Source organism: Rhodococcus sp. Leaf233, assembly GCF_001426165.1.
GTDB lineage: Bacteria > Actinomycetota > Actinomycetes > Mycobacteriales > Mycobacteriaceae > Rhodococcoides > Rhodococcoides fascians.
Map to the genome: position 1 here is coordinate 236,798 of NZ_LMRO01000013.1, position 21,846 is coordinate 258,643.

Consider the following 21,846-nt stretch of genomic DNA (forward strand, 5'->3'; position numbering starts at 1 on the left):
AATGACCCTGGTGGGAGGAGTGGAGCCTGCGGAATGACCCTGGGGGTAGGAGTGCCAGTTGTTCAACCGTGCCGGTTACAGCTCCACGGTCACTTTTCCGTTCACCACGGCCGCGGGGTAGGTGCGGACCGACGAGATTCCACTCGGGCAGGTGCCGTCGTCGAGAGAGAAGGCGTATTGGTGAAGTGGGCAGACGACTACGGACCCGTCGATTTGGCCGTCGGCCAGTGGTCCGCCCCGGTGCGGGCAGACGGCGTCCATCGCGCGCACCGAACCGTCACCGAGCAGGAACACCGCCACCTGCTTACCGTCCACGACGTAGGCCCGTCCCTCGCCGGGAGTCAGATCTTCCAACGCTCCCACCGGCACGCTCATCGGACCGGCACCTGTGGCAGCGGGAGCAGTGGCAGCGAGGGTGCGAACTGCGCGGGCGATTTGGGTGCCGTGCGGTCCTGCCATGGGTCCACGTAGCCGTCGACCGATGTTTGCAGTCGCTCGTCGAGTCCGGCGACGATGCCGTCACGGTCGTCGATCAGAACGCTCTGCAGTTCCTCCAAGCCGACGCGCGGAACCCAGGCGTACGTCCGTTCGAGCCACTGCGCGTTCTCCCGATAGTGCTGGATGAATCTGCCTGCCACTGTCATCACCTCCTCGGCTCCTGTCACGGTGGCCAGCAGATCTCCCTTGCGGATGTGAGCCCCGGCCGCGCCGCCGACGTAGATCTCCCACCTGTCCTCGCCGACCGAGACCACGCCGAAGTCCTTGCACAGCGCCTCCGAGCAGTTGCGCGGGCAGCCGGCGACCGCGAGTTTGAGTTTCGCGGGAGTCTCCAACCCTTGGAACCGCTCTTCGAGCGCGATGCCGAGAGCCGTCGAGTCGCCGAGACCGAAGCGGCAGAAGTCGCTGCCCACACAGGTTTTCACCGTGCGCATGCTCTTGCCGTAGGCGAAGCCGGAGGGCATGTCCAGATCGCCCCACACCTTGGGTAGGTCTTCCTTCTTGATCCCGAGGAGGTCGATGCGCTGTCCGCCGGTGACCTTGACCAGCGGGACGTGGTACTTGTCGGCAACGTCGGCGATCTTGCGCAGTTGATCCGGGGTGGTGACGCCACCCTTCATCTGCGGTACCACCGAGAACGTGCCGTCCCGCTGAATGTTGGCGTGCACCCGGTCGTTGATGAACAGTGCGCCGCGCTCGTCCACCCAATCCGGACCCCAGACGGTGCGCAGCAGTGACGCCAGCGGCATCTTGGCGGCGGCGTCCTCGACGCCGTCGGTCGCAAGCTCCGTGAACACCTGCGAGACTGCCCGGAGGTCTCGCGACCTGATCGCTTCGATCAGTTCCGGCTTCGTCATCGGGATACACGGCACGTACCGGTCTGCGGTGGGGTCCGCTTCGACTGCGCCACCGGCTGCGCACGCGATGATGTCTTTCACCAACCCCTTGCAGGACCCACATCCCTTGCCTGCTCGGGTCTGTGCAGTCACATCGCTCAGATTCTTGGCACCGGCGTGCACGCAGGCCACGATGGCGCCCTTGGTGACGCCGTTGCAGTTGCACACCTGAACGTCGTCTGCCAGTTCGGCGGCTCCTGTTGCCGCAGAGGGCGTTCCCATGTCGAAGAGCATGCTGATGCGCTCGTCGGGCAGCGGCACCTTCTCGTCGAACGCCTGGGTGAGAAAGTTGGCCTTGGAGATGTCGCCCAGCAGGGTGGCGCCGACGAGCTTGTTGTTCCGCACGATGACCGATTTGTACGTGCCACTGCGTGGTTCGTAGAACTGAACGAATTCGTCGTCGTCGCGCTCGGGCGCAGTGATCCCCATCGACGCGACGTCGACGCCGGCCACCTTGAGCTTGGTCGTCAGACGCGAACCGTGGTACGCGGCAGCGGGATCGGCACCGGTGAGTACATCGGCCAGGACAGCGGCCTGCTCCCAGAGGGGCGCGACGAGGCCGTACACCTCACCGCGGTGCTGACAGCATTCGCCGACGGCATAGATGGAACCCTCATCCTCGCAACGTAATTGGTCGTCGACGACGATTCCGCGTTCGATGACCAGGCCGCCGGCGCGGGCGAAATCGACACTGGGCCGAATTCCGGCGGTCACGACGACCATGTCGGCGTCCAGCGAGGTGCCGTCGTTGAAACCGACGCCGATGACGGTACCGTCGTCCGACCGCAACACCGAGGTGGTTCTCTTCGAGGTGTGGACACCGACGCCGAGCGACTCGATCTTGTTGCGCAAGACTCGTCCACCGCGCTCGTCGAGCTGCTGGTTCATCAGGTGCCCGGGGGAGTGCACCACGTTCACGTCCAGTCCCTGCGTCCGCAGTCCGTACGCTGCTTCGAGACCGAGCAGTCCGCCGCCGATCACCACCGCCGACACGTCGTCGCGCGACTGCGCCATCTGCAACATGCCGTTGGTGTCGGCGATCGTGCGGAATCCGAACACCCCACGTGCCAGTCTGCCGTCGGACTCGCGCAGACCGTCCATGTTCGGGAAGAACGTGTTGCTACCGGTGGCAATGATCAGTACGTCGTAGTCGACGGACCGACCGCTTTCGCAGACAACCGTTTTGGAGAACCGGTCGAGCGACACCGCTCGATCGCCCACGTGCAACGTCACGCCGTTCTCGCTGTACCAACTCATGGGGTTGAGAACGAGATCCTCGTCGTCGACGGTGGCCTCACCGGACAGCACGTGGGAGAGCATGATGCGGTTGTAATTGCCGTACGGTTCGTCGCCGATCATCGTGATGTCGAACAGCGAGCTGCCGTCTCGCTCGAGGATCTGTTCGACCGTCCGGGCACCGGCCATTCCGTTGCCGATCACCAGCAATCGCTGTTTTCCCGCAGGCATCAGACCAGCACCAGACCGAAGTCGACGACGACCTCTCCGCTGGTTCCGGCGGGGGCCGCGATCACCAGCTCGAGCACGGTATCGGGATCGACGTCCTCGACGACCCGCAACGGAATGTTGACGCCGCTCTTGGCCCCCATCGGGAACATACGCATCGGGCTGCCGTCGCGCAGCAAGGTCACGACCACCAGTTCATCGCTCGAATTACCGCCCCGGAAGTACAGCGGCTGAGCCGTCACCCCCTCGGGGACGACGAAACTCAGGCTGGGATCGATCAACTCGGGCTTGTCCAGACCGTTGCCGGTGAAGGAGAAGACGCCTTGCAGAAATCGCGGTGTGCTGGCCATACCCACGAGGCTCCGGTGTCGGGGTGACGCCACCGCTGCGGTGACGTTACGTCGGCATCAGAAAGACCTCACCGGCTCCCGGCTCCTCGTGTGCGTTCGGGTCAGAGCCCGAAGTTGCCCGGGCCGCGCCGCCGGAGGTACTTCTCGAACTCGGCGGCGATGGCGTCGCCGTCGATCTTGGCGATCGCATCGGACATGTCCACCTCGGCGTCACCACGCTCCTCGAGGCTGCGCACGTACTCGCTGATCTCCTCGTCCTCTTTGGTCATCTCGTTGACCGCCTCCTCCCACTCCTCGGCCTGCGTGGGCAGCTCGCCGAGCGGCACCTCGATGTCGAGTACGTCTTCGACCCGCTGCAGCAACGCCACGGTGGCCTTCGGATTCGGTGGCTGCGACACGTAATGGGGGACAGCAGCCCAGAACGACACGGCCGGCACCCCTGCCTTGACACATTCGTCCTGCAGAACGCCGGTGATACCGGTGGGGCCCTCGTAGCGGGTCTGCTCGAGGTTGAACTGCTCCGCAGACTCGGTGCTGTAGGCAGTGCCAGTGACCGGGACGGGCCTGGTGTGCGGGGTGTCCGCCAGTAGCGCGCCGAGAATGACGACGGTTTCGACGCCCAGCTGCTCGACGAACTCGAGCAGGTCGTCGCAGAAGCTGCGCCACCGCATGTTGGGCTCGATACCGCGCAACAAGACCACGTCACGGTCGCTGCCGGGCGGTGAACACACCGACAATCGAGTCGACGGCCACTCGATCTCGCGGGTGACCCCGTCGACCTGACGAACGGTCGGCCGATTGACCTGGTAGTCGTAGTAGTCCTCGGAGTCCAGCTCGGCCAGTGGGCTGGCGTCCCAGATCAGCTCCAGATGTTCGACCGCGCCGCTCGCCGCATCGCCTGCGTCGTTCCAGCCCTCGAAAGCAGCCACCAGGATGGGGGAGCGCAGCTCGGGAATGTCGTCGTCCAGATCGTCCTCGTCGTAGTCGGCGTCGGCGTCTGTGGCGTTCGCCACAGCATCCTGCACGGCCTCGATCAGCGCGGCGTCCAAGGGGATGTCCGCGTCGGCACCTGATTTGTCCATTTTGTCGGTACCGTCGTCGGGCAGGGACTGATCATCGAGGTTTCGGGGACTCACCACGACAGCCTACGACTCGAGGTAACTGTGGTGCCCACTACTCTGTAGTGATGCCCGATCAACACAAGCCCGGTCTGCTCGATGCGATTTCACGTCGCGTTGTCATCGGCGACGGAGCAATGGGCACGATGCTCCAGGACGCCGACCTCACTCTCGACGACTTTCTCGGCCTCGAGGGATGCAACGAGATTCTGAACCACACCAGGCCCGACGTGCTGCGCGAGATTCATCGCGAGTACTTCGCGGCCGGCGCAGACGCCGTGGAAACGAACACGTTCGGATGCAACCTGCCCAACCTGGCCGATTACGACATCGAGGATCGAATCCGCGAGTTGGCCGAGAAAGGCACCCGGCTCGCCCGCGAGACTGCGGACGAAATGGGACCCGGCCGCGACGGGATGGATCGGTACGTCCTGGGTTCCATGGGCCCCGGAACCAAGCTCCCCACACTCGGCCACGCCCCGTTCGCACGGCTGCGCGATGCGTACACCGAGGCTGCGCTCGGAATGATCGACGGCGGTGCCGACGCCATTCTGGTCGAGACGTGCCAGGACCTGCTGCAGGTCAAGGCCGCGATCATCGGTAGCCAGCACGCCATGGACAAGCTCGGCGTCCGAATCCCGATCATCACCCATGTGACGGTCGAGACGACGGGCGCAATGCTGGTCGGCAGCGAGATCGGTGCAGCCCTCACTGCGCTCGAACCGCTGGGCATCGACATGATCGGACTGAACTGCGCCACCGGCCCCGCCGAGATGAGCGAACACCTGCGCCACCTGTCGAAGCATTCCCGTCTTCCGGTATCGGTGATGCCCAATGCCGGACTGCCCACGTTGGGCGCGAAGGGTGCCGAATATCCACTGACCGCCCCCGAATTGGCCGACGCTCTGAGCGGTTTCGTCCGCGAGTACGGGCTGGCACTCGTCGGCGGATGCTGCGGCACCACCCCCGAGCACATTCGTCAGGTTGCCGACATGGTGCACGGGGCGACGAAGCTGGAACGGAAGCCGGCCCCGGAGCCGGGCGTCTCCTCGCTCTACACCGCCGTGCCGTTCGAGCAGGACGCCAGCATCCTGATGATCGGCGAGCGCACCAACTCCAACGGCTCCAAGGCATTTCGTGACGCGATGCTCGCCGAGGACTACGAGAAGTGCCTCGACATCGCCAAGGATCAGACCCGCGACGGCGCGCACATGTTGGACCTCAACGTCGACTACGTCGGCCGCGACGGTGCCGCCGACATGGCGGCACTCGCCAGCAGATTGGCGACTGCGTCGACGCTGCCGATCATGCTCGATTCCACAGAACCGGCCGTGCTCGAAGCCGGCCTCGAGCACCTCGGTGGACGTAGCGCCGTCAACTCGGTCAACTACGAGGACGGCGACGGTCCCGACTCGCGGTTCCAGAAGATCATGCGTTTGGTGAAGGAACACGGTGCCGCCGTGGTCGCTCTGACCATCGACGAGGAGGGGCAGGCGCGTACTGCCGAATGGAAGGTGCGTGTCGCCGATCGCCTGATCACCGACATCATCGAGAACTGGGGCCTGCGCCACGAGGACATCATCGTCGACACCCTCACCTTCCCGATCTCCACCGGCCAGGAAGAGGTTCGACGCGACGGCATCGAGACCATCGAGGCCATCCGCCAGCTCAAGGAGAAGTATCCGAAGGTGCACACCACCCTCGGGTTGTCGAACATCTCGTTCGGCCTCAACCCTGCTGCCCGACAGGTGCTCAACTCGGTCTTTCTGCACGAGTGCACACAGGCCGGCCTCGACACCGCCATCGTGCACGCGTCGAAGATCCTGCCGATGAACAAGATTCCCGACGAGCAACGCGAGACCGCTCTGGATCTGGTGTACGACCGACGCCGCGAAGGCTACGACCCGCTGCAGAAGCTCATGCAGCTGTTCGAGGGCGTCTCGGCAGCATCGGCCCGGGAATCGCGCGCCGAGGAACTGGGTCGGCTGCCGTTGTTCGAGCGGCTCGAACGCCGCATCGTCGACGGCGAACGCAACGGCCTCGACACAGATCTCGACGCCGCGATGGCCGAGAAGCCGCCTCTCGAGATCATCAACGAGACGTTGCTGTCGGGCATGAAGACCGTCGGCGAGCTGTTCGGTTCCGGCCAGATGCAGTTGCCGTTCGTGCTGGCGTCCGCCGAGGTCATGAAGGCTGCCGTGGCGTACTTGGAGCCACACATGGAAGCGACGGACGACGACGGCAAGGGTCGCATCGTGCTCGGCACCGTCAAGGGCGACGTGCACGACATCGGCAAGAACCTCGTCGACATCATCCTGAGCAACAACGGCTACGAAGTTGTCAATCTCGGTATCAAGCAGCCGATTTCGACCATTCTCGAAGCCGCGTTGGACAAACGCGCAGACGTGATCGGCATGTCCGGGCTACTGGTGAAGTCGACGGTGGTCATGAAGGACAACCTGATCGAGCTCAACTCCCGCGGCGTGGCGGAGCAATTTCCGGTGCTTCTCGGCGGAGCTGCGTTGACGCGGTCATACGTCGAGAACGATCTGCAGGACGTGTACGAAGGCGACGTGCACTATGCGCGGGACGCGTTCGAGGGCCTGCGTTTGATGGACACCATCATGACCACCAAGCGCGGTGGCGGTCCGGCCCCCGACAGTCCGGAGGCACTCGAAGCGAAGGCGAAGGCCGCCGAGCGCAAGGAACGTCACGAGAGGTCCAAGCGCATCGCGGAGAAGCGCAAGGCCGCCGAGGCTCCGGTCGTGGTACCCGAGCGATCCGACGTCGCTGCGGACATCGACATTCCGGTACCACCGTTCTGGGGCACCCGCATCGTCCGAGGCGTATCCCTGGCCGATTATTCGGGGCTGCTCGACGAACGTGCACTGTTCCTGGGGCAGTGGGGCCTACGAGGAGCCCGCAAGGGTGAGGGTGCCACTTACGAGGATCTGGTGGAGTCGGAAGGCAAACCGCGCCTTCGGTATTGGCTGGATCGGCTCAGCACGGACGGCATTCTCGCGCACGCCGCTTTGGTGTACGGATACTTCCCGGCCGTTTCGGAGGGCGACGACGTCGTCGTACTCACCGAGCCCGAACCCGATGCGCCCGAACGCTTTCGGTTCACCTTCCCACGTCAGCACCGCGACCGCTTCCTCTGCATCGCGGACTTCGTCCGATCACGCACTGCGGCAAGGGAATCCGGGCAAGTCGACGTGCTGCCGATGAACCTGGTCACCATGGGGCAGCCCATCGCGGACTTCGCGAACGAATTGTTCGCAGCCGACGCGTACCGCGACTACCTCGAGGTACACGGGATCGGAGTTCAGCTGACCGAGGCTCTCGCCGAATACTGGCATCGTCGAGTGCGCGAGGAACTGAAACTGTCCGACGGCAAATCGGTCGCCGCGGAGGATCCCACCGAGGCCGAGGGGTACTTCAAACTCGAATACCGCGGAGCTCGTTACTCGTTCGGCTACGGGGCATGCCCCGATCTCGAGGACCGGATCAAGCTCGCCGCACTCCTCGAACCTGAGCGAATCGGCGTCAAGCTCTCCGAGGAACTGCAGCTGCACCCCGAACAGTCGACCGATGCGTTCGTACTTCACCACCCGGAGGCCAAGTACTTCAATGTCTAGAACCCACCTGCACGGTGTCCTGTGGGACATGGACGGCACACTGCTCGACTCGGAGAAGATCTGGGACGTGGCCATCGGTGAGTACTCCCGCACACTGGGAACCGAACTCAGCGCGGAAGTACGCGAGAGCACCCTCGGCAATTCGATGCGAGACGCCTTGCGCAAAGTGCTCGCCAATGCGTCGGTTGCGGTCACCGACGACAACCTGGCCGAGGGCCGCGAGTGGTTGACCACGCGCGTCGGCGACATGTTCGCCGAAGGCATTCCGTGGCGGCCCGGTGCCAAGGATGCTCTTGCACTCGTACGCGACATGGGCCTGGCGACCGGATTGGTCACCAACACCGAACGTGGGCTCGTCGAGCGTGCACTGGAGACACTCGGGCGCGACTACTTCGACATCACCGTCAGCGGCGACGAGGTCGAGTTCGGGAAACCGCACCCGGCGCCGTACCTGCGGGGTGCCGCGCTGCTCGGCGTCGACGTCGGTGCCTGCCTTGCAGTGGAGGATTCTCCGACAGGCTCCCTGTCCGCACATACTGCAGGCTGCCCGGTACTGGTCGTCCCGTCTGAGGTGGCTGTTCCGGCAGCGCCGGGATACACCATCCGCGACGGTCTGGTCGGACTGACCGCCGACGACGTCCGGCGGGCCTGGGCGGCCTGACTCCTCGAATCTCGACCGAATTGATTCCGCTGGATACCGACGTGAAAGAATACGAATCCGTGAAGACTTTCGATTCCCTGTTCGCCGAGCTCACCGACCGCGCGAAGACCCGCCCCGAGGGCTCGGGCACCGTCGCTGCGTTGGACGCAGGTGTTCATTTCCAGGGAAAGAAGGTCCTCGAAGAGGCCGGCGAGGTGTGGATCGCCGCCGAACACGAGAGCGACGCTGCACTCGCCGAAGAAATTTCGCAGCTGCTGTACTGGGTTCAGGTCATGATGGTGGGTAGGGGAATCGAGCTCGAGGACGTCTACCGACATCTGTGAGGCAAGGCCCGAACGTCTCCTGTGAACTCACCGATGAAGGAAAACTCCATGCTGCGTGTAGCCGTACCCAACAAGGGCGCGTTGTCCGAATCCGCCGCCGAGATCCTCAGCGAGGCCGGCTACCGGCGTCGGAGCGACTCCAAGGATCTGACCGTCCTCGACCCGGCCAACGGGGTCGAATTCTTCTTTCTCCGTCCCAAGGACATTGCCATCTACGTCGGGTCGGGCCAGCTCGATCTGGGCATCACCGGACGAGACCTGGCTCTCGATTCCGGGGCAGCGGTCGAAGAGCGCCTGGCGCTCGGATTCGGCCGATCGACGTTCCGCTACGCGGCACCCGCGGGCAAGGAATGGGCACCCGAGGACTTGGGCGGACTGCGCATCGCCACCTCGTACCCCAATCTCGTGCGTAAGGACCTGGCCGAGCGCGGCTTGGAGGCCACGGTGATCCGTCTCGACGGGGCCGTGGAGATTTCCATTCAACTCGGTGTCGCCGACGCCATCGCGGACGTGGTCGAGTCGGGTCGCTCACTGCGTCAGAACAATCTCGTCGCGTTCGGCGAGTCATTGTGCGATTCCGAGGGTGTTCTCATCGAGCGCGCCGGCACGCCGGGCACCGACTCCGCACGCAAGCAGTTGATCGCTCGCGTACAGGGCGTCGTCTTCGCTCAGCAGTACCTGATGCTCGACTACGACTGCCCCAAGGCGATCCTCGACGAAGCCGTCAAGATCACCCCCGGCATCGAATCACCTACGCTCGCACCGATGGTCGACGACAACTGGGTTGCCGTGCGCGCCATGGTCTCTCGCAAGGTCCACAACAACGTGATGGACGAGCTCGCGGAACTGGGCGCGAAAGCCATTCTCGCCTCCGACATCAGGTCCTGCCGAGCGTTCTGAGTGCGTGGCGGAACGCCCGTCGTTCCGCCACGATCACGCGCGTCGGCGAACCAGCACTGTTTGCGCGATGCGCCCGACCGGCCCCCGTTCGTCACTGAGGGTGCCTGCGCACATGGCGATGCCGTCCGGACCCGTCGACGTCTCGGCCGACACTCCGATCCAGTCGCCCTGGGGTTCACGGAAGACGTGCACCGTCAGATCGGTGTTCAGGAACGTCCACTGCTCGATCGGCAATTTCGCACCCACACCGTTGGCGATGTCGGCAATCGAGAACAGCCGTTCGAGTGGCGTCATCGACTCACCCTGCACCAGAACGGGAGTCGGCTTCGCCCACACTTCACCGGGCCCCGCTGCGCCGAGCTCGGTGAGGAACTTGAACTCGACCGCGTCGAGGTATCCGGAGGTCCAGAGTCCGCCGAAGGTGCTGTCGACGCCGGCGCTCACCGGTCGCATCACCGGATCGCCCACGTGCACGACGTCGTCGGTGGGCTCGGTACGCATACGCCATGCGCTGCCCCGCGCCACCGCTCGCGCCGGCCCCGCTGATCCTCGAGCCCAGAGTTCGGCGACGACGAGTTCGACATTTGCGCCCGGCCGCGCCGTCCATGCGCGAATCGTGATGTCCGACACAGGAACCGGTCCGAGAATGTCGACGACCACCCGGCTGATTCGAGTATCGGGTCTGGCGTCGACCCGCTCGAGTGCGCGGACCAACAACGCGGACGGCGGAGCGCCGTGCTGCATCGTCGGTGCCCACAGGCTGACGGTGTGCTCGGTGGCGGTGACGATCTCGTAACCGCTGTCGTCGACACCGGCAGGAACGAAGAAGGCGTCCGGACTCGTCACAGCTCCGTCTCCTCCTGCTCCGCAGCCGCCTGCGGCCAACCGGGGTACGGCGGGGGAGTGCCGCCGAACTCGGGGCACAGTGCCCGGTGATCGCACCACTTGCACAGTGCGCCTTTCTTGGCGCGGAAGTCGCCGGTCTCACCGGCCGCCAGAATCGCCTTCCAGATGGCCGAGAGCATGCGCTCGAAGCGCAGCAGCTCACCCTCGTCCGGGGCGTACGTCAGCTCCTGCTTGTCGGCGAGGTACATCAACTTCAGTTGCGCGGGAACGACTCCGCGCATGCGCATGATCATCAGCGCATAGAATTTCATCTGGAACAGAGCCTTGGATTCGGTGAACTCACGCGGCGCACGTCCGGTCTTGTAATCGACGACGCGAATCATTCCGTTGGGTGCGACGTCGATCCGGTCGATGAATCCGCGCAGCGGCGTTCCGTCGTCCAACGCGATCTCGACGCGCTGTTCGCAGGACTCGGGATCGAAGTGCGTGGGATCTTCGAGTTCGTAGTACCCGTCCACCAGGGCACGAGCCCGGTCGAGAAACGCCGGACGGTCGTCCGCCGGAACCAGCGACGCGATGTCGGGTGACTCGGCCACGACCCGATCCCAGGCCGGGTCCACCAGGTCGCGGGCTGTGGTGGGCACTCGATCGCGGGCAGGGAGTGCGTACAGGGCCTCGAGTGCGGCATGCACCACAGTTCCCTTCACCTGTGCCTCGGTGGAGACCTCGGGAAGCCGGTCCACGGCACGGAAGCGATACAACAGTGGGCACTGCTTGAAATCACCTGCGCGAGAAGGAGACAGAGCCGGGGTACTGCGGTTGCCGGACCTCGAACGCGGTACGTCGGCGCTGTCACCGACATCGAGAAGAGGTAAGTCGATGGGGCTCGACACGGAAATACTCACGACTGCGAGACTATGCCGCTGGTCCGACATCTTCGGTGAAGGCCGTAGTCTGGCACGTCGAGTCGTCCCCCGACGCCCGCCGATCGAGGCCGAGCGTCACATCGCAACGAAAGCAGGTCCGCTGTGTCCTCCGGTGATTCCACATCCGCGTCGACCGACGGATTCGAGGCCGACGCCACGGTCGACGCATCGCTGCCCAGTGCGGACGACGTGGTCACTGCCACGACCGACGAGATCGAACTCGACCCGAATGTCACGTCCGGCGCGGAGGCCACTCCAGCTGCCGACGCAACAGCTGCAGACGCACCGGCGGAGACCGGTCCCGCCCGCAGTGGGCCGTTTCGAGTGGGCGATCGAGTTCAGCTCACCGACGGCAAGGGTCGTCACTACACGGTGGTACTGGAAGCCGGTAAGGAATTCCATACTCACCGCGGCGGCATCACTCACGACAAACTGCTCGGTGCCGACGAGGGCAGCGTCGTCACCTCCGTCAACGGCACCCCCTACCTCGCGCTGCGGCCGCTGCTGACCGACTACGTGCTCTCGATGCCCCGCGGCGCCCAGGTGATCTACCCCAAGGACGCGGCGCAGATCGTGCACGAGGGTGACATGTTCCCCGGCGCACGGGTGCTCGAGGCCGGTGCAGGATCCGGCGCTCTGACGTGCTCACTGCTGCGTGCAGTCGGTACAGCAGGAACGGTCATCTCCTACGAGATCCGGCAGGACCACGCCGACTATGCCGTGAAGAACGTCGAGACGTTCTTCGGCGAGCGCCCGTCGAACTGGCACCTGACCGTGGCAGACGTCGACCAGTTCGGTGTCGATCGTCCGGGTGAGCAGGTCGATCGGGTGGTTCTGGACATGCTCGCGCCGTGGGACGCGTTGCCCGCGGTGTCCAAGGCCCTCGTCCCCGGTGGGGTGCTGCTGGTCTACGTGGCCACGGTGACGCAGCTGTCCAAGGTCGTCGAGGCGCTGCGCGCACAGGAGTGCTGGACCGAACCTCGATCGTGGGAGTCGATGGTTCGCGGCTGGCACGTGGTGGGTCTCGCAGTTCGCCCCGAGCACCGCATGCAGGGTCACACGGCATTCCTCGTCAGCGTTCGACGCCTCGCCGAGGGCACCGTGACCCCGAAACCGCAGCGTCGTTCCGGTAAGGGCTGACGCTGCAGGCTCGGCTGTCGACTCAGACGCAGGGTGCCTGGCCCATGGCCAGGATCTGGCACGTGCTGGCGTCCGACAGCTTCCAGATGCCATCGATCATTACCCAGGTCTGCGGTGCCGGAGCCGCGGTCCCGCGTGGGGTGGCGATGGCGACGTCCGCGGTGGACGTCTCGCCGGCGACGGTCGGCTCCGACACCTCGAAGGTGATCGCTCCGTAGTTCGCCAGTGCGGCGGTCATCGTCTCCAGGTTCGTCAGGCGCGCCTGACCGTTCTCGACTGCCGCAGCCTTGGTCGCGGCGTCCACGTCCGGTGCGACCAGCTGCTGCAGCGAGGTCTGCAGCTCGGCGACGGTAGGTGCTGTGACAGCCGGCCCGGCGGTGGTCGTCGGCATGGAGTCGCTGGTCGACGCGGAATTGTGATCGGCGTGATCGGATTCATCGCTCGAACTGCATCCTGCACCCACCAGAGCCACCGCGGCTACTGCGACGCTTGCCGAGAGAATACGCATTTTCACTGGTGAGGCCCCTGATTTCGTCGTCTGTCGATCGTTTGGTCAGGTGAGGCTAACATGAACTGGGATGGCCTTTCGGGGCCGCCGAGCAGAGTGGATGCCGACCCCGTTCGAGGTGTCGGTCCGCATCTCCGCGCCGCTGCCGGTAGCGTTGATAGATCGTCACTGGGAGGAGTCGCTCATGAGCTCAACAGACAATCCGGATGTGGCCGCGGCCAGAGCCGAACTGGACGCCGTGCGAGCCGAAGTCGCGTCGCTACGGCGCCAACTGGGGGAGTCCCCCGAGCAGGTACGCGAGCTCGAGGGCCGGGTCGATTCCTTGTCGCTGCGCAACACGAAGTTGCTCGACACTCTCAAGGAGGCCCGACAACAGCTCATCGCGCTGCGCGAGGAGGTGGACCGTCTCGGTCAACCGCCGAGCGGATACGGCGTCCTGCTGAGCGTGTTCGAGGACGGCACAGTCGACGTGTTCACGTCCGGTCGGAAGATGCGGCTGACGTGCTCACCCAACATCGAGGCCGACACGCTCGCTCCGGGACAGACCGTGCGGTTGAACGAGGCGTTGACCATCGTCGAGGCCTGCACCTTCGATCAGGTCGGCGAGATCAGCACTCTCCGAGAGCTTCTGGGGGATGGATCGCGCGCTCTCGTCGTCGGACATGCCGACGAGGAACGGGTGGTCTGGCTGGCCAAACCGTTGATCGACATGGTCAACGACGACGGACCGGTCGACCCGGACGAGCCGTCACGGAAGCTCCGTCCCGGGGATTCGCTGCTGGTCGACACCAAGGCCGGCTACGCGTTCGAGCGAGTTCCCAAGGCCGAGGTGGAGGATCTCGTCCTCGAGGAGGTTCCGGACGTCGGATACGAGGACATCGGCGGTCTCGGGCGACAGATCGAGCAGATTCGGGACGCCGTAGAGCTGCCGTTCCTGCACAAGGATCTGTTCCGAGAGTACTCACTGCGTCCGCCGAAGGGCGTGCTGCTGTACGGCCCTCCCGGGTGTGGAAAGACGTTGATCGCCAAGGCCGTTGCCAACTCGCTGGCCAAGAAGATCGCCGAGGCACGTGGCCAGGATGCGCGGGAGGCGAAGTCGTTCTTCCTCAACATCAAGGGCCCCGAGCTGCTCAACAAGTTCGTCGGTGAGACCGAGCGTCACATCCGCATGATCTTTCAGAGGGCACGAGAGAAGGCGTCCGAGGGCACCCCGGTCATCGTGTTCTTCGACGAGATGGACTCGATCTTCCGTACCCGCGGCTCCGGCGTCTCGTCCGACGTGGAGACGACGGTCGTTCCGCAGCTGCTCGCCGAGATCGACGGTGTCGAAGGCCTAGAGAACGTCATCGTGATCGGTGCGTCCAATCGCGAGGACATGATCGACCCGGCGATCCTGCGACCCGGCCGACTCGACGTGAAGATCAAGATCGAGCGTCCCGACGCCGAATCGGCACAGGACATCTTCTCGAAGTACCTGACCGATTCGCTTCCGGTCAACGCCGACGACGTCGCCGAGTTCGGCGGCGATCGCGCGGCGTGCATCCGGGGCATGATCGATCGCGTCGTCGAGCGCATGTACGCCGAGAGTGACGACAATCGGTTCCTCGAGGTCACCTACGCCAACGGGGACAAGGAAGTTCTGTATTTCAAGGACTTCAACTCCGGGGCCATGATCCAGAACATCGTCGACCGGGCAAAGAAGTACGCCATCAAGTCGGTTCTCGAAACCGGAAACGCCGGACTGCGGATTCAGCACCTTTTCGATTCCATCGTCGACGAGTTCGCGGAGAACGAAGATCTGCCGAACACCACGAATCCGGACGACTGGGCTCGGATCTCGGGCAAGAAGGGCGAGCGAATCGTCTACATTCGCACGTTGGTCACCGGCAAGAACGCCAGCGCGAGCCGGGCGATCGACACCGAGGCCAATACCGGTCAGTACCTGTAGATCCACCGCTGGGCAGTTTTCGGGGCGCGTCCGCACAGGGCGCGCCCCGAACTGCATCCGTCGGCCGTCTAGGCTCGACTTATGCAGCGCATCATCGGTATCGAGGTCGAGTACGGCATTTCTTCACCGACCGAACCCACCGCCAACCCGATCCTGACGTCCACCCAGGCGGTGTTGGCGTACGCGGCAGCCGCAGGAGTGCCCCGCGCCAAGCGCACCCGCTGGGACTACGAGGTGGAATCACCGCTGCGCGATGCACGAGGCTTCGATCTCGGACGGTTCAGCGGACCGGCTCCGGTCATCGATGCCGACGAGATCGGTGCGGCGAACATGATTCTCACCAACGGTGCCCGCCTGTACGTCGATCACGCACACCCCGAGTACTCGGCCCCGGAGGTGCGGGACCCACTGGACGCGGTGATCTGGGACAAGGCAGGCGAACGCGTCATGGAAGCGGCCGCACGGCACGCGTCGAGCGTCCCAGGGGCTCCGCGCCTGCAGCTGTACAAGAACAACGTCGACGGCAAGGGCGCGTCGTACGGCACGCACGAGAACTATCTGATGTCGCGTGAGACACCGTTCTCGGCGGTGATCGCGGGGCTCTCGCCGTTCTTCGCCTCCAGGCAAGTCATCACCGGCTCCGGGCGAGTCGGTATCGGCCAGTCGGGCGACGAGGCCGGGTTCCAGCTCTCGCAGCGAGCGGACTACATCGAGGTGGAGGTCGGACTGGAGACCACCCTCAAGCGCGGCATCATCAACACCCGGGACGAACCGCACGCAGACGCAGACAAGTACCGACGTCTGCACTGCATCATCGGCGACGCCAACCTGGCGGAGATGTCGACCTACCTCAAGGTGGGAACCACGGCCCTCGTGCTCGACCTCATCGAGGCGGGCGTCGACCTGTCGGATCTGCAGCTGGCCAGGCCGGTCACGGCTGTCCATCAGATCAGCCACGATCCCACCCTGCGCAAGGCCGTGGCACTCGCCGACGGCCGCGAACTGACGGGCCTTGCGCTGCAGCGGATCTACCACCAGCGGGCGGCGAAGTTCGTGGCTGCCGAGGGCAGCGACGACGCACGAGCACTGGACGTGCTCGACAAGTGGGCGATGGTGCTGGACCTGCTCGAGCGCGATCCCATGGAGTGCGCGCATCTGCTGGACTGGCCGGCGAAATTGCGACTGCTCGAAGGGTTCCGACAGCGTGAGGGCCTCGGCTGGTCCGCTCCGCGGCTGCACCTGGTGGACCTGCAGTATTCCGATGTTCGCCTCGACAAGGGGCTCTACAACAGGTTGGTCGCCCGCGGTTCGATGGATCGTCTCGTCACCGAGCAGCAAGTTCTCGATGCGGTCGGCACACCGCCCGACGACACGAGGGCCTACTTCCGCGGCGAATGCCTGCGCAAATTCGGTGCCGACATCGCCGCGGCGAGCTGGGACTCGGTCATCTTCGATCTCGGTGGCGATTCGTTGGTACGGATTCCGACGCTCGAGCCGTTGCGGGGAACGAAATCCCACGTCGGTGCCCTGCTGGAGTCCGTGGACAGTGCAGCGGAACTGGTCGACCAGCTCACCACCTGATCGTCCATGGCATTCGAATGGGTCGTTCGGCGGTGTCTTGCCAACCGGCGAGGTCGGACTGTCGGTAGGGTAAAGGTCCGTGCACTTTCGGCGGAACGTTCGGTAGCACTTGCACATCCACGCCGGTGCGCCTCGGATGACCCGGCGACCGTGCAGTAGATCTGTTTTCTCGATACACAGAGGAGGTCGGCGACTATGGCTCAGGAGCAGACACGGCGCTCGGGCGGCGGCGGCGACGACGAGGTCCCAGGCGACACGGGGGCCGGTGGCCAGGAACGGCGCGAGAAGTTGGCCGAGGAGACCGACGATCTTCTCGACGAGATCGACGACGTTCTCGAGGAGAATGCCGAGGACTTCGTCCGCGCCTACGTTCAGAAGGGCGGCCAGTGACGGTGGATCGTTCGGACCCACGGTCGGCAGGCGACGGACCGGCGATTCCGCTGGGGTCCAGTAGCTCGTCCTTCTCCGACTACCTCCGGCAGCACGCCCCGCACCTGCTGCCGGAGAGCGGCCTCGCCGCGGACCTGGCGTCCCACGCCGCCAACGGCACCACCGACAAGTCCGGCATCGCTCCGCACGGGACGACGATCGTCGCCCTCACCTACGCGGGCGGGGTGCTGATCGCCGGTGATCGGCGCGCCACTCAGGGCAATCTGATCGCCAACCGGGACATGCAGAAGGTCTACGTCACCGACGAGTACTCCGCTGCGGGCATTGCCGGAACTGCGGGTATCGCAATCGAATTGGTTCGTCTGTTCGCTGTCGAACTCGAGCACTACGAGAAGATCGAGGGCGTGCCGCTCACCTTCAACGGCAAGGCCAACAAGTTGTCGTCGATGGTTCGGAGCAATCTGGGTGCGGCGATGCAGGGACTGGCTGCGGTGCCGTTGCTGGTCGGATTCGACATCGACATCTCCGATCCCGACAGAGCCGGACGCATCGTGTCGTACGACGTGGTCGGCGGGCGTTACGAGGAGCGGTCGGGCTATCACGCGGTGGGTTCGGGCTCGTTGTTCGCCAAATCCGCGCTCAAGAAGTTGTATCGCCCCGGAATGTCCGAGGACGAGGCGCTTCGGGCTGCAGTCGAGTCGCTGTACGACGCCGCCGACGACGACTCGGCCACCGGTGGTCCCGATGTCACCCGCGGCATCTACCCGACGGCGGTTGCCATCACGAGCGTCGGTGCGGACGACGTCGCGCACGATCGCATATCGGCTGCGGCCAGATCGGTTCTGGCAGAACGAACCGAGAGCGCAGCACACACCGGCGGCACGGACCACCACACCCGAGCAGGCCAGGAAGTCAGCGAAGGGGGTAGCGCGCTATGACGATGCCGTATTACGCATCTGCCGAACAGATCATGCGCGATCGTTCGGAATTGGCGCGCAAGGGAATCGGCCGCGGCCGCAGCGTCATCGTGCTGGCGTATGCCGACGGGGTCCTGTTCGTCGCCGAGAATCGCTCGACCGCTCTGCACAAGGTCAGTGAGCTCTACGACCGCATCGGTTTCGCTGCCGTCGGCAAGTACAACGAGTTCGAGAACCTACGCAAGGCCGGCATCCAGCACGCAGACATCAAGGGATACACCTACGATCGACGCGATGTCACCGGCCGGTCGTTGGCGAAGACCTACGCCCAGGCACTGGGCACCATCTTCACCGAGCAGCTCAAGCCGTACGAGGTCGAGATCTGCGTCGCCGAGGTGTCCCATCAGGACGAGCCGATGGCCACGCAGCTCTACCGCATCACGTACGACGGCTCCATCGTCGACGAACAGGATTTCGTCGTCATGGGCGGCACCACCGAGCCCATCGTGGCCGCGCTGAAGGATACGTACCGGTCCGGCCTCGGGTTGGCGGACGCAGTTCGTATCGCCGTCGACGCGCTCACCGCCGGTCCGACGTCGCCTGCGACTGCCGGTGCCGAGCCCGAGAAGAAGGTTCTCGAGGTGTCGGCCCTGGAGGTAGCCGTCCTGGATCAGGGGCGACCGCGTCGAGCGTTCCGGCGTATCGCCGGAGCTGCTCTGGCGGACATGTTGCCCGCATCGGCACCGTCCGCGACCGGCGACGGCTCCTCGGAGCCGGAACCTCCGCAGTAGTCCCCACACTTCGGATCGAGGTCGACGGCCTCGTGCTCTATCGCTTCCGGTAGAGCACGAGGCCGTTCTTGTCGCTGCTGAACTGGAATGTCGTGCCGTCTCCGACGACCTCGCCGTCGGCCGCGAGGGCAACCGGGGCACCGTCCACCTCGACGGTCAGTCGTTTCGCCACACTGCGCACGTAGGCAGGCGACGCGCCGAGCGTTCCGGTGATCGTCGCCCACAGCAGTCGTGTTCTCGATGCCTTGGGCTCCGACGGGAGAAAGCGAACATCGAGGGTGCCGGTATGAATGCTGCTGCGCGACATGGGAACTTGATCGATCGGATCGTAGGTACCGTTGCCGACGAAGAGCATCCACACCGAGTGCGGCACCCCGTCGAGTCGAATGTTCAGTGGCTCTGCAGCCGCGAGCACTCGTGTCATCGCAACCGCAGCGGCCGGCCACTTACCGATTCGCTTCTGCAGCTTCTGCCGTAACCGCACCGAGTCGGGGTAACCCCCGAACGTCGCGGTGTTGACGAACGACACACTGCGGCCGTCGACGTCCACCTCGGCGATGTCGACCAGTTCGGCGGTGCCCGCCTCGACGGCGGCGGCGGTGTCCTCGACTGCGGTCAGACCGGTGTCGCGTGCGAAGTGGTTGAGAGTGCCACCCGGAAACGCGGCGAGTGGCAGGCCGTTACGGGCGGCCGAGGCGGCGACGCTGACGACCGTGCCGTCGCCTCCGCACACTCCGAGAGCACGCGGCGTCGTGTCCCGAATTCTCTCTTCGAGTTGCTCGTTGAAGTCCTTCTCGGGATCGGGTACGAACAGGTCGGCGTCGGGGAGCTCGCGGCGGATGGCGTCCGGTACCGCCTCCGAACCGTCACCGGATGCGGGATTGACGAGCACCAACAGTCCCCGTCCGCCCGGCAGTGCCTCGACCTCGACCGGCGAGCCGAGAGCGGCGGGCTTCGCCGACCGTACGGCCCACCAGCGGCGGGTCGACAACGCGATCGCCGAGCCGAGTGCAGCTCCGGCGACGACATCGGTGGGCCAGTGGACTCCGACGTGAACCCGGGAATAGCAGACTGCGGCGGCGACCGGAGCCAGCAGCAATCCTGCCTTCGGTGATTCGATGGCGACCGCGGTGACGAAGGCGGCCGCGGACGCCGAGTGACCGGAGGGAAACGACGAGGACACCGGCGGGGCGAGCACCCGGCGCAGTACGGGAACCAGCTCGGTATCCGGCCTCGACCTCGGGAACACCGGCTTGAGCAGACCGTTCGCCACGGCGCTCGCACCCGCCACGGCGATCAGCCCCCGCACGCCGCCGCGTCGGGCCGAGCCACCGGCCGCGCCGAGAAGTGCGGCGGTGCCGAGCCACAGGCGACTGTGATCGGCGGCCGTGCTCAGCGCGCGAAGACCCGCGTCGGCCCTGCTCGAGCGCAGTGCTGCGCTTCGCGCAACGAGGGACAGGTCCCACGCGTGAACCGAGGCAGCAACAGACGTAGGCGTGGAAGTCATGGGGCCCAGCCTAGGCATGTGCGCCATCGAGGCGCTCCGACACATCCATCGGTGGGTTGCGTTGTAGTGTCGAAGTGTGCAGCGACGAATTATGGGCATCGAGACCGAGTTCGGTGTCACATGTACCTTTCACGGACATCGACGGCTGAGTCCGGACGAGGTGGCCCGCTACCTCTTCCGTCGCGTGGTGTCGTGGGGCCGCAGCTCGAATGTGTTCCTCCGCAACGGCGCTCGCCTCTATCTCGATGTCGGTTCGCATCCCGAGTACGCCACTGCCGAGTGCGACAGCCTGCTGCAGTTGGTCACCCATGACCGCGCGGGCGAGCGGGTACTCGAGGATCTGCTGATCGACGCCGAACAGCGTCTCGCCGAGGAGGGCATCGGCGGAGATATCTACCTGTTCAAGAACAACACCGATTCGGCGGGTAATTCCTACGGTTGCCACGAGAATTTCCTCGTCCAGCGAGCGGGCGAATTCTCGCGCATCTCGGATGTGCTCCTGCCGTTCCTGGTCACCCGCCAATTGATCTGTGGCGCAGGCAAGGTGCTGCAGACACCCAAGGCCGCGACGTTCTGCCTCTCGCAGCGCGCCGAGCACATCTGGGAAGGCGTGTCGTCGGCCACCACTCGCTCGCGGCCGATCATCAACACCCGCGACGAACCGCACGCCGATGCCGAGAAGTATCGCCGGCTCCACGTCATCGTCGGCGATTCCAACATGGCCGAGACTTCGACCATGCTCAAGGTGGGGACGGCCGCACTCGTACTCGAGATGATCGAGGCAGGCGTCTCGTTCCGAGACTTCGCGCTGGACAATCCGATTCGGGCCATTCGCGAGGTCAGCCACGATCTGACCGGCCGTAGGCCGGTCCGCCTCGCCGGCGGTCGTCAGGCCAGCGCACTCGAAATCCAGCGTGAGTACTACGCCAGGGCCGTCGAGCATCTCCAGACGCGGGAGCCGAATGCTCAGGTGACCCAGGTGGTGGACCTGTGGGGACGCACACTCGATGCCATCGAGTCGCAGGACTTCGCCAAGGTCGACACCGAAATCGACTGGGTCATCAAACGCAAGCTGTTCGAGCGATATCAGGACCGCTACTCGATGGAACTTTCCGATCCCAAGATCGCTCAGCTCGATCTTGCGTACCACGACATCAAGCGTGGACGGGGAGTGTTCGACGTGCTGCAGCGCAAGGGTCTGGTCAAGCGAGTCACCGAGGACGAGCAGATCGACGAAGCGGTGAATTTGCCGCCGCAGACGACACGCGCGAAGCTGCGAGGTGAGTTCATCACCGCCGCCCAGGAAGCCGGACGCGACTTCACCGTCGACTGGGTACACCTGAAACTCAACGATCAGGCGCAGCGAACGGTGTTGTGCAAGGACCCGTTCCGTTCGGTCGACGAGCGCGTCGAGCGACTCATCGCATCGATGTAGTGCGAACGC

19 protein-coding genes are annotated in these 21,846 nt (G+C 64.9%); 11 read left to right on the forward strand and 8 right to left on the reverse strand.

What is annotated here, in order from left to right:
- Window positions 1-75 precede the first annotated feature (75 nt).
- From ASH04_RS23845 to ASH04_RS23860, 4 genes are all read right to left on the reverse strand, one after another.
- The gene (locus ASH04_RS23845; protein ID WP_048318453.1) at window positions 76-375 is read right to left on the reverse strand and encodes a Rieske (2Fe-2S) protein; all 300 of its coding nucleotides are present in this window, start codon (window positions 373-375) and stop codon (window positions 76-78) included.
- Window positions 372-2,861 carry a nitrite reductase large subunit NirB gene (gene nirB, locus ASH04_RS23850; protein WP_057474715.1) on the reverse strand — a complete coding sequence of 830 codons (2,490 nt, stop codon included), beginning with the start codon at window positions 2,859-2,861 and terminating at the stop codon, window positions 372-374. Before nirB ends, ASH04_RS23845 begins: the two co-directional genes overlap by 4 nt.
- Window positions 2,861-3,208: a hypothetical protein gene (locus ASH04_RS23855; protein ID WP_027497076.1), complete on the reverse strand. Its 348-nt coding sequence runs from the start codon at window positions 3,206-3,208 to the stop codon at window positions 2,861-2,863. The genes nirB and ASH04_RS23855 overlap by 1 nt, the downstream gene beginning before the upstream one ends.
- Window positions 3,209-3,309: 101 nt before the next feature.
- Window positions 3,310-4,290 (reverse strand): PAC2 family protein, encoded by a 981-nt coding sequence (locus ASH04_RS23860; protein WP_228139408.1) that lies wholly within the window; start codon window positions 4,288-4,290, stop codon window positions 3,310-3,312.
- Between the two features lie 104 nt (window positions 4,291-4,394).
- Between ASH04_RS23860 and metH the strand changes: the two genes are divergently transcribed.
- Genes metH through hisG form a run of 4 tightly spaced genes read left to right on the forward strand, consistent with a single transcriptional unit; the run spans window position 4,395 to window position 9,848 of the window.
- Window positions 4,395-7,964, forward strand: coding sequence for a methionine synthase (gene metH, locus ASH04_RS23865; RefSeq protein ID WP_057474716.1), 3,570 nt, complete (start codon window positions 4,395-4,397; stop codon window positions 7,962-7,964).
- On the forward strand, window positions 7,957-8,625 hold the full coding sequence (locus tag ASH04_RS23870) for an HAD family hydrolase (RefSeq protein WP_032365803.1): 669 nt from the start codon (window positions 7,957-7,959) through the stop codon (window positions 8,623-8,625). The genes metH and ASH04_RS23870 overlap by 8 nt, the downstream gene beginning before the upstream one ends.
- A gap of 59 nt (window positions 8,626-8,684) precedes the next feature.
- Entirely contained in the window at window positions 8,685-8,948 is a 264-nt protein-coding gene (locus tag ASH04_RS23875; RefSeq protein WP_027497080.1) for a phosphoribosyl-ATP diphosphatase, read from the forward strand.
- A 48-nt stretch (window positions 8,949-8,996) separates the two neighbouring features.
- Entirely contained in the window at window positions 8,997-9,848 is an 852-nt protein-coding gene (hisG, locus tag ASH04_RS23880; protein WP_048318520.1) for an ATP phosphoribosyltransferase, read from the forward strand.
- 33 nt (window positions 9,849-9,881) lie between these two features.
- Here the strand turns inward: hisG and ASH04_RS23885 are convergent, their stop codons facing one another.
- Window positions 9,882-10,694: a thioesterase family protein gene (locus ASH04_RS23885; RefSeq protein WP_048318456.1), complete on the reverse strand. Its 813-nt coding sequence runs from the start codon at window positions 10,692-10,694 to the stop codon at window positions 9,882-9,884.
- A complete protein-coding gene (locus tag ASH04_RS23890; protein WP_371828014.1) occupies window positions 10,691-11,587 on the reverse strand; it encodes a RecB family exonuclease in 897 nt (298 codons plus the stop codon). Before ASH04_RS23890 ends, ASH04_RS23885 begins: the two co-directional genes overlap by 4 nt.
- A gap of 357 nt (window positions 11,588-11,944) precedes the next feature.
- Here ASH04_RS23890 and ASH04_RS23895 point away from each other — a divergent pair, with 357 nt between their 5' ends.
- On the forward strand, window positions 11,945-12,760 hold the full coding sequence (locus ASH04_RS23895; protein WP_045841903.1) for a tRNA (adenine-N1)-methyltransferase: 816 nt from the start codon (window positions 11,945-11,947) through the stop codon (window positions 12,758-12,760).
- Between the two features lie 22 nt (window positions 12,761-12,782).
- Here the strand turns inward: ASH04_RS23895 and ASH04_RS23900 are convergent, their stop codons facing one another.
- Window positions 12,783-13,268, reverse strand: a complete 486-nt coding sequence (locus tag ASH04_RS23900) for a hypothetical protein (protein WP_057474717.1) — start codon at window positions 13,266-13,268, stop codon at window positions 12,783-12,785.
- Window positions 13,269-13,452: 184 nt separating this feature from the next.
- Between ASH04_RS23900 and arc the strand changes: the two genes are divergently transcribed.
- The 5 genes from arc to prcA all read left to right on the forward strand — a co-directional run bounded on the left by arc (window position 13,453) and on the right by prcA (window position 18,895).
- The gene (arc, locus tag ASH04_RS23905; protein ID WP_032365854.1) at window positions 13,453-15,216 is read left to right on the forward strand and encodes a proteasome ATPase; all 1,764 of its coding nucleotides are present in this window, start codon (window positions 13,453-13,455) and stop codon (window positions 15,214-15,216) included.
- Between the two features lie 81 nt (window positions 15,217-15,297).
- Entirely contained in the window at window positions 15,298-16,797 is a 1,500-nt protein-coding gene (dop, locus tag ASH04_RS23910; RefSeq protein WP_027497085.1) for a depupylase/deamidase Dop, read from the forward strand.
- A gap of 195 nt (window positions 16,798-16,992) precedes the next feature.
- A complete protein-coding gene (locus tag ASH04_RS23915; RefSeq protein ID WP_027497086.1) occupies window positions 16,993-17,187 on the forward strand; it encodes a ubiquitin-like protein Pup in 195 nt (64 codons plus the stop codon).
- Window positions 17,184-18,125: a proteasome subunit beta gene (gene prcB, locus ASH04_RS23920; RefSeq protein WP_027497087.1), complete on the forward strand. Its 942-nt coding sequence runs from the start codon at window positions 17,184-17,186 to the stop codon at window positions 18,123-18,125. Before ASH04_RS23915 ends, prcB begins: the two co-directional genes overlap by 4 nt.
- The gene (prcA, locus tag ASH04_RS23925) at window positions 18,122-18,895 is read left to right on the forward strand and encodes a proteasome subunit alpha (protein WP_057474718.1); all 774 of its coding nucleotides are present in this window, start codon (window positions 18,122-18,124) and stop codon (window positions 18,893-18,895) included. Before prcB ends, prcA begins: the two co-directional genes overlap by 4 nt.
- A gap of 37 nt (window positions 18,896-18,932) precedes the next feature.
- On the opposite strand, the gene ASH04_RS23930 is transcribed toward prcA, so the two are convergent.
- Window positions 18,933-20,402 carry a bifunctional phosphatase PAP2/diacylglycerol kinase family protein gene (locus tag ASH04_RS23930; protein ID WP_057474719.1) on the reverse strand — a complete coding sequence of 490 codons (1,470 nt, stop codon included), beginning with the start codon at window positions 20,400-20,402 and terminating at the stop codon, window positions 18,933-18,935.
- A 76-nt stretch (window positions 20,403-20,478) separates the two neighbouring features.
- Between ASH04_RS23930 and pafA the strand changes: the two genes are divergently transcribed.
- A complete protein-coding gene (gene pafA / locus ASH04_RS23935; protein WP_200937361.1) occupies window positions 20,479-21,837 on the forward strand; it encodes a Pup--protein ligase in 1,359 nt (452 codons plus the stop codon).
- Window positions 21,838-21,846: the final 9 nt, after the last annotated feature.

Coding starts and splice junctions, on each gene's coding strand:
- ASH04_RS23930 (WP_057474719.1), bottom strand. CDS start 20,402: ATGACTTCCACGCCTACGTCTGTTGCTGCCTCGGTTCACGCGTGGGAC.
- metH (WP_057474716.1), top strand. CDS start 4,395: ATGCCCGATCAACACAAGCCCGGTCTGCTCGATGCGATTTCACGTCGC.
- ASH04_RS23860 (WP_228139408.1), bottom strand. CDS start 4,290: ATGGACAAATCAGGTGCCGACGCGGACATCCCCTTGGACGCCGCGCTG.
- ASH04_RS23915 (WP_027497086.1), top strand. CDS start 16,993: ATGGCTCAGGAGCAGACACGGCGCTCGGGCGGCGGCGGCGACGACGAG.
- dop (WP_027497085.1), top strand. CDS start 15,298: ATGCAGCGCATCATCGGTATCGAGGTCGAGTACGGCATTTCTTCACCG.
- nirB (WP_057474715.1), bottom strand. CDS start 2,861: ATGCCTGCGGGAAAACAGCGATTGCTGGTGATCGGCAACGGAATGGCC.
- prcA (WP_057474718.1), top strand. CDS start 18,122: ATGACGATGCCGTATTACGCATCTGCCGAACAGATCATGCGCGATCGT.
- arc (WP_032365854.1), top strand. CDS start 13,453: ATGAGCTCAACAGACAATCCGGATGTGGCCGCGGCCAGAGCCGAACTG.
- ASH04_RS23845 (WP_048318453.1), bottom strand. CDS start 375: ATGAGCGTGCCGGTGGGAGCGTTGGAAGATCTGACTCCCGGCGAGGGA.
- hisG (WP_048318520.1), top strand. CDS start 8,997: ATGCTGCGTGTAGCCGTACCCAACAAGGGCGCGTTGTCCGAATCCGCC.
- ASH04_RS23900 (WP_057474717.1), bottom strand. CDS start 13,268: ATGCGTATTCTCTCGGCAAGCGTCGCAGTAGCCGCGGTGGCTCTGGTG.
- ASH04_RS23870 (WP_032365803.1), top strand. CDS start 7,957: ATGTCTAGAACCCACCTGCACGGTGTCCTGTGGGACATGGACGGCACA.
- ASH04_RS23855 (WP_027497076.1), bottom strand. CDS start 3,208: ATGGCCAGCACACCGCGATTTCTGCAAGGCGTCTTCTCCTTCACCGGC.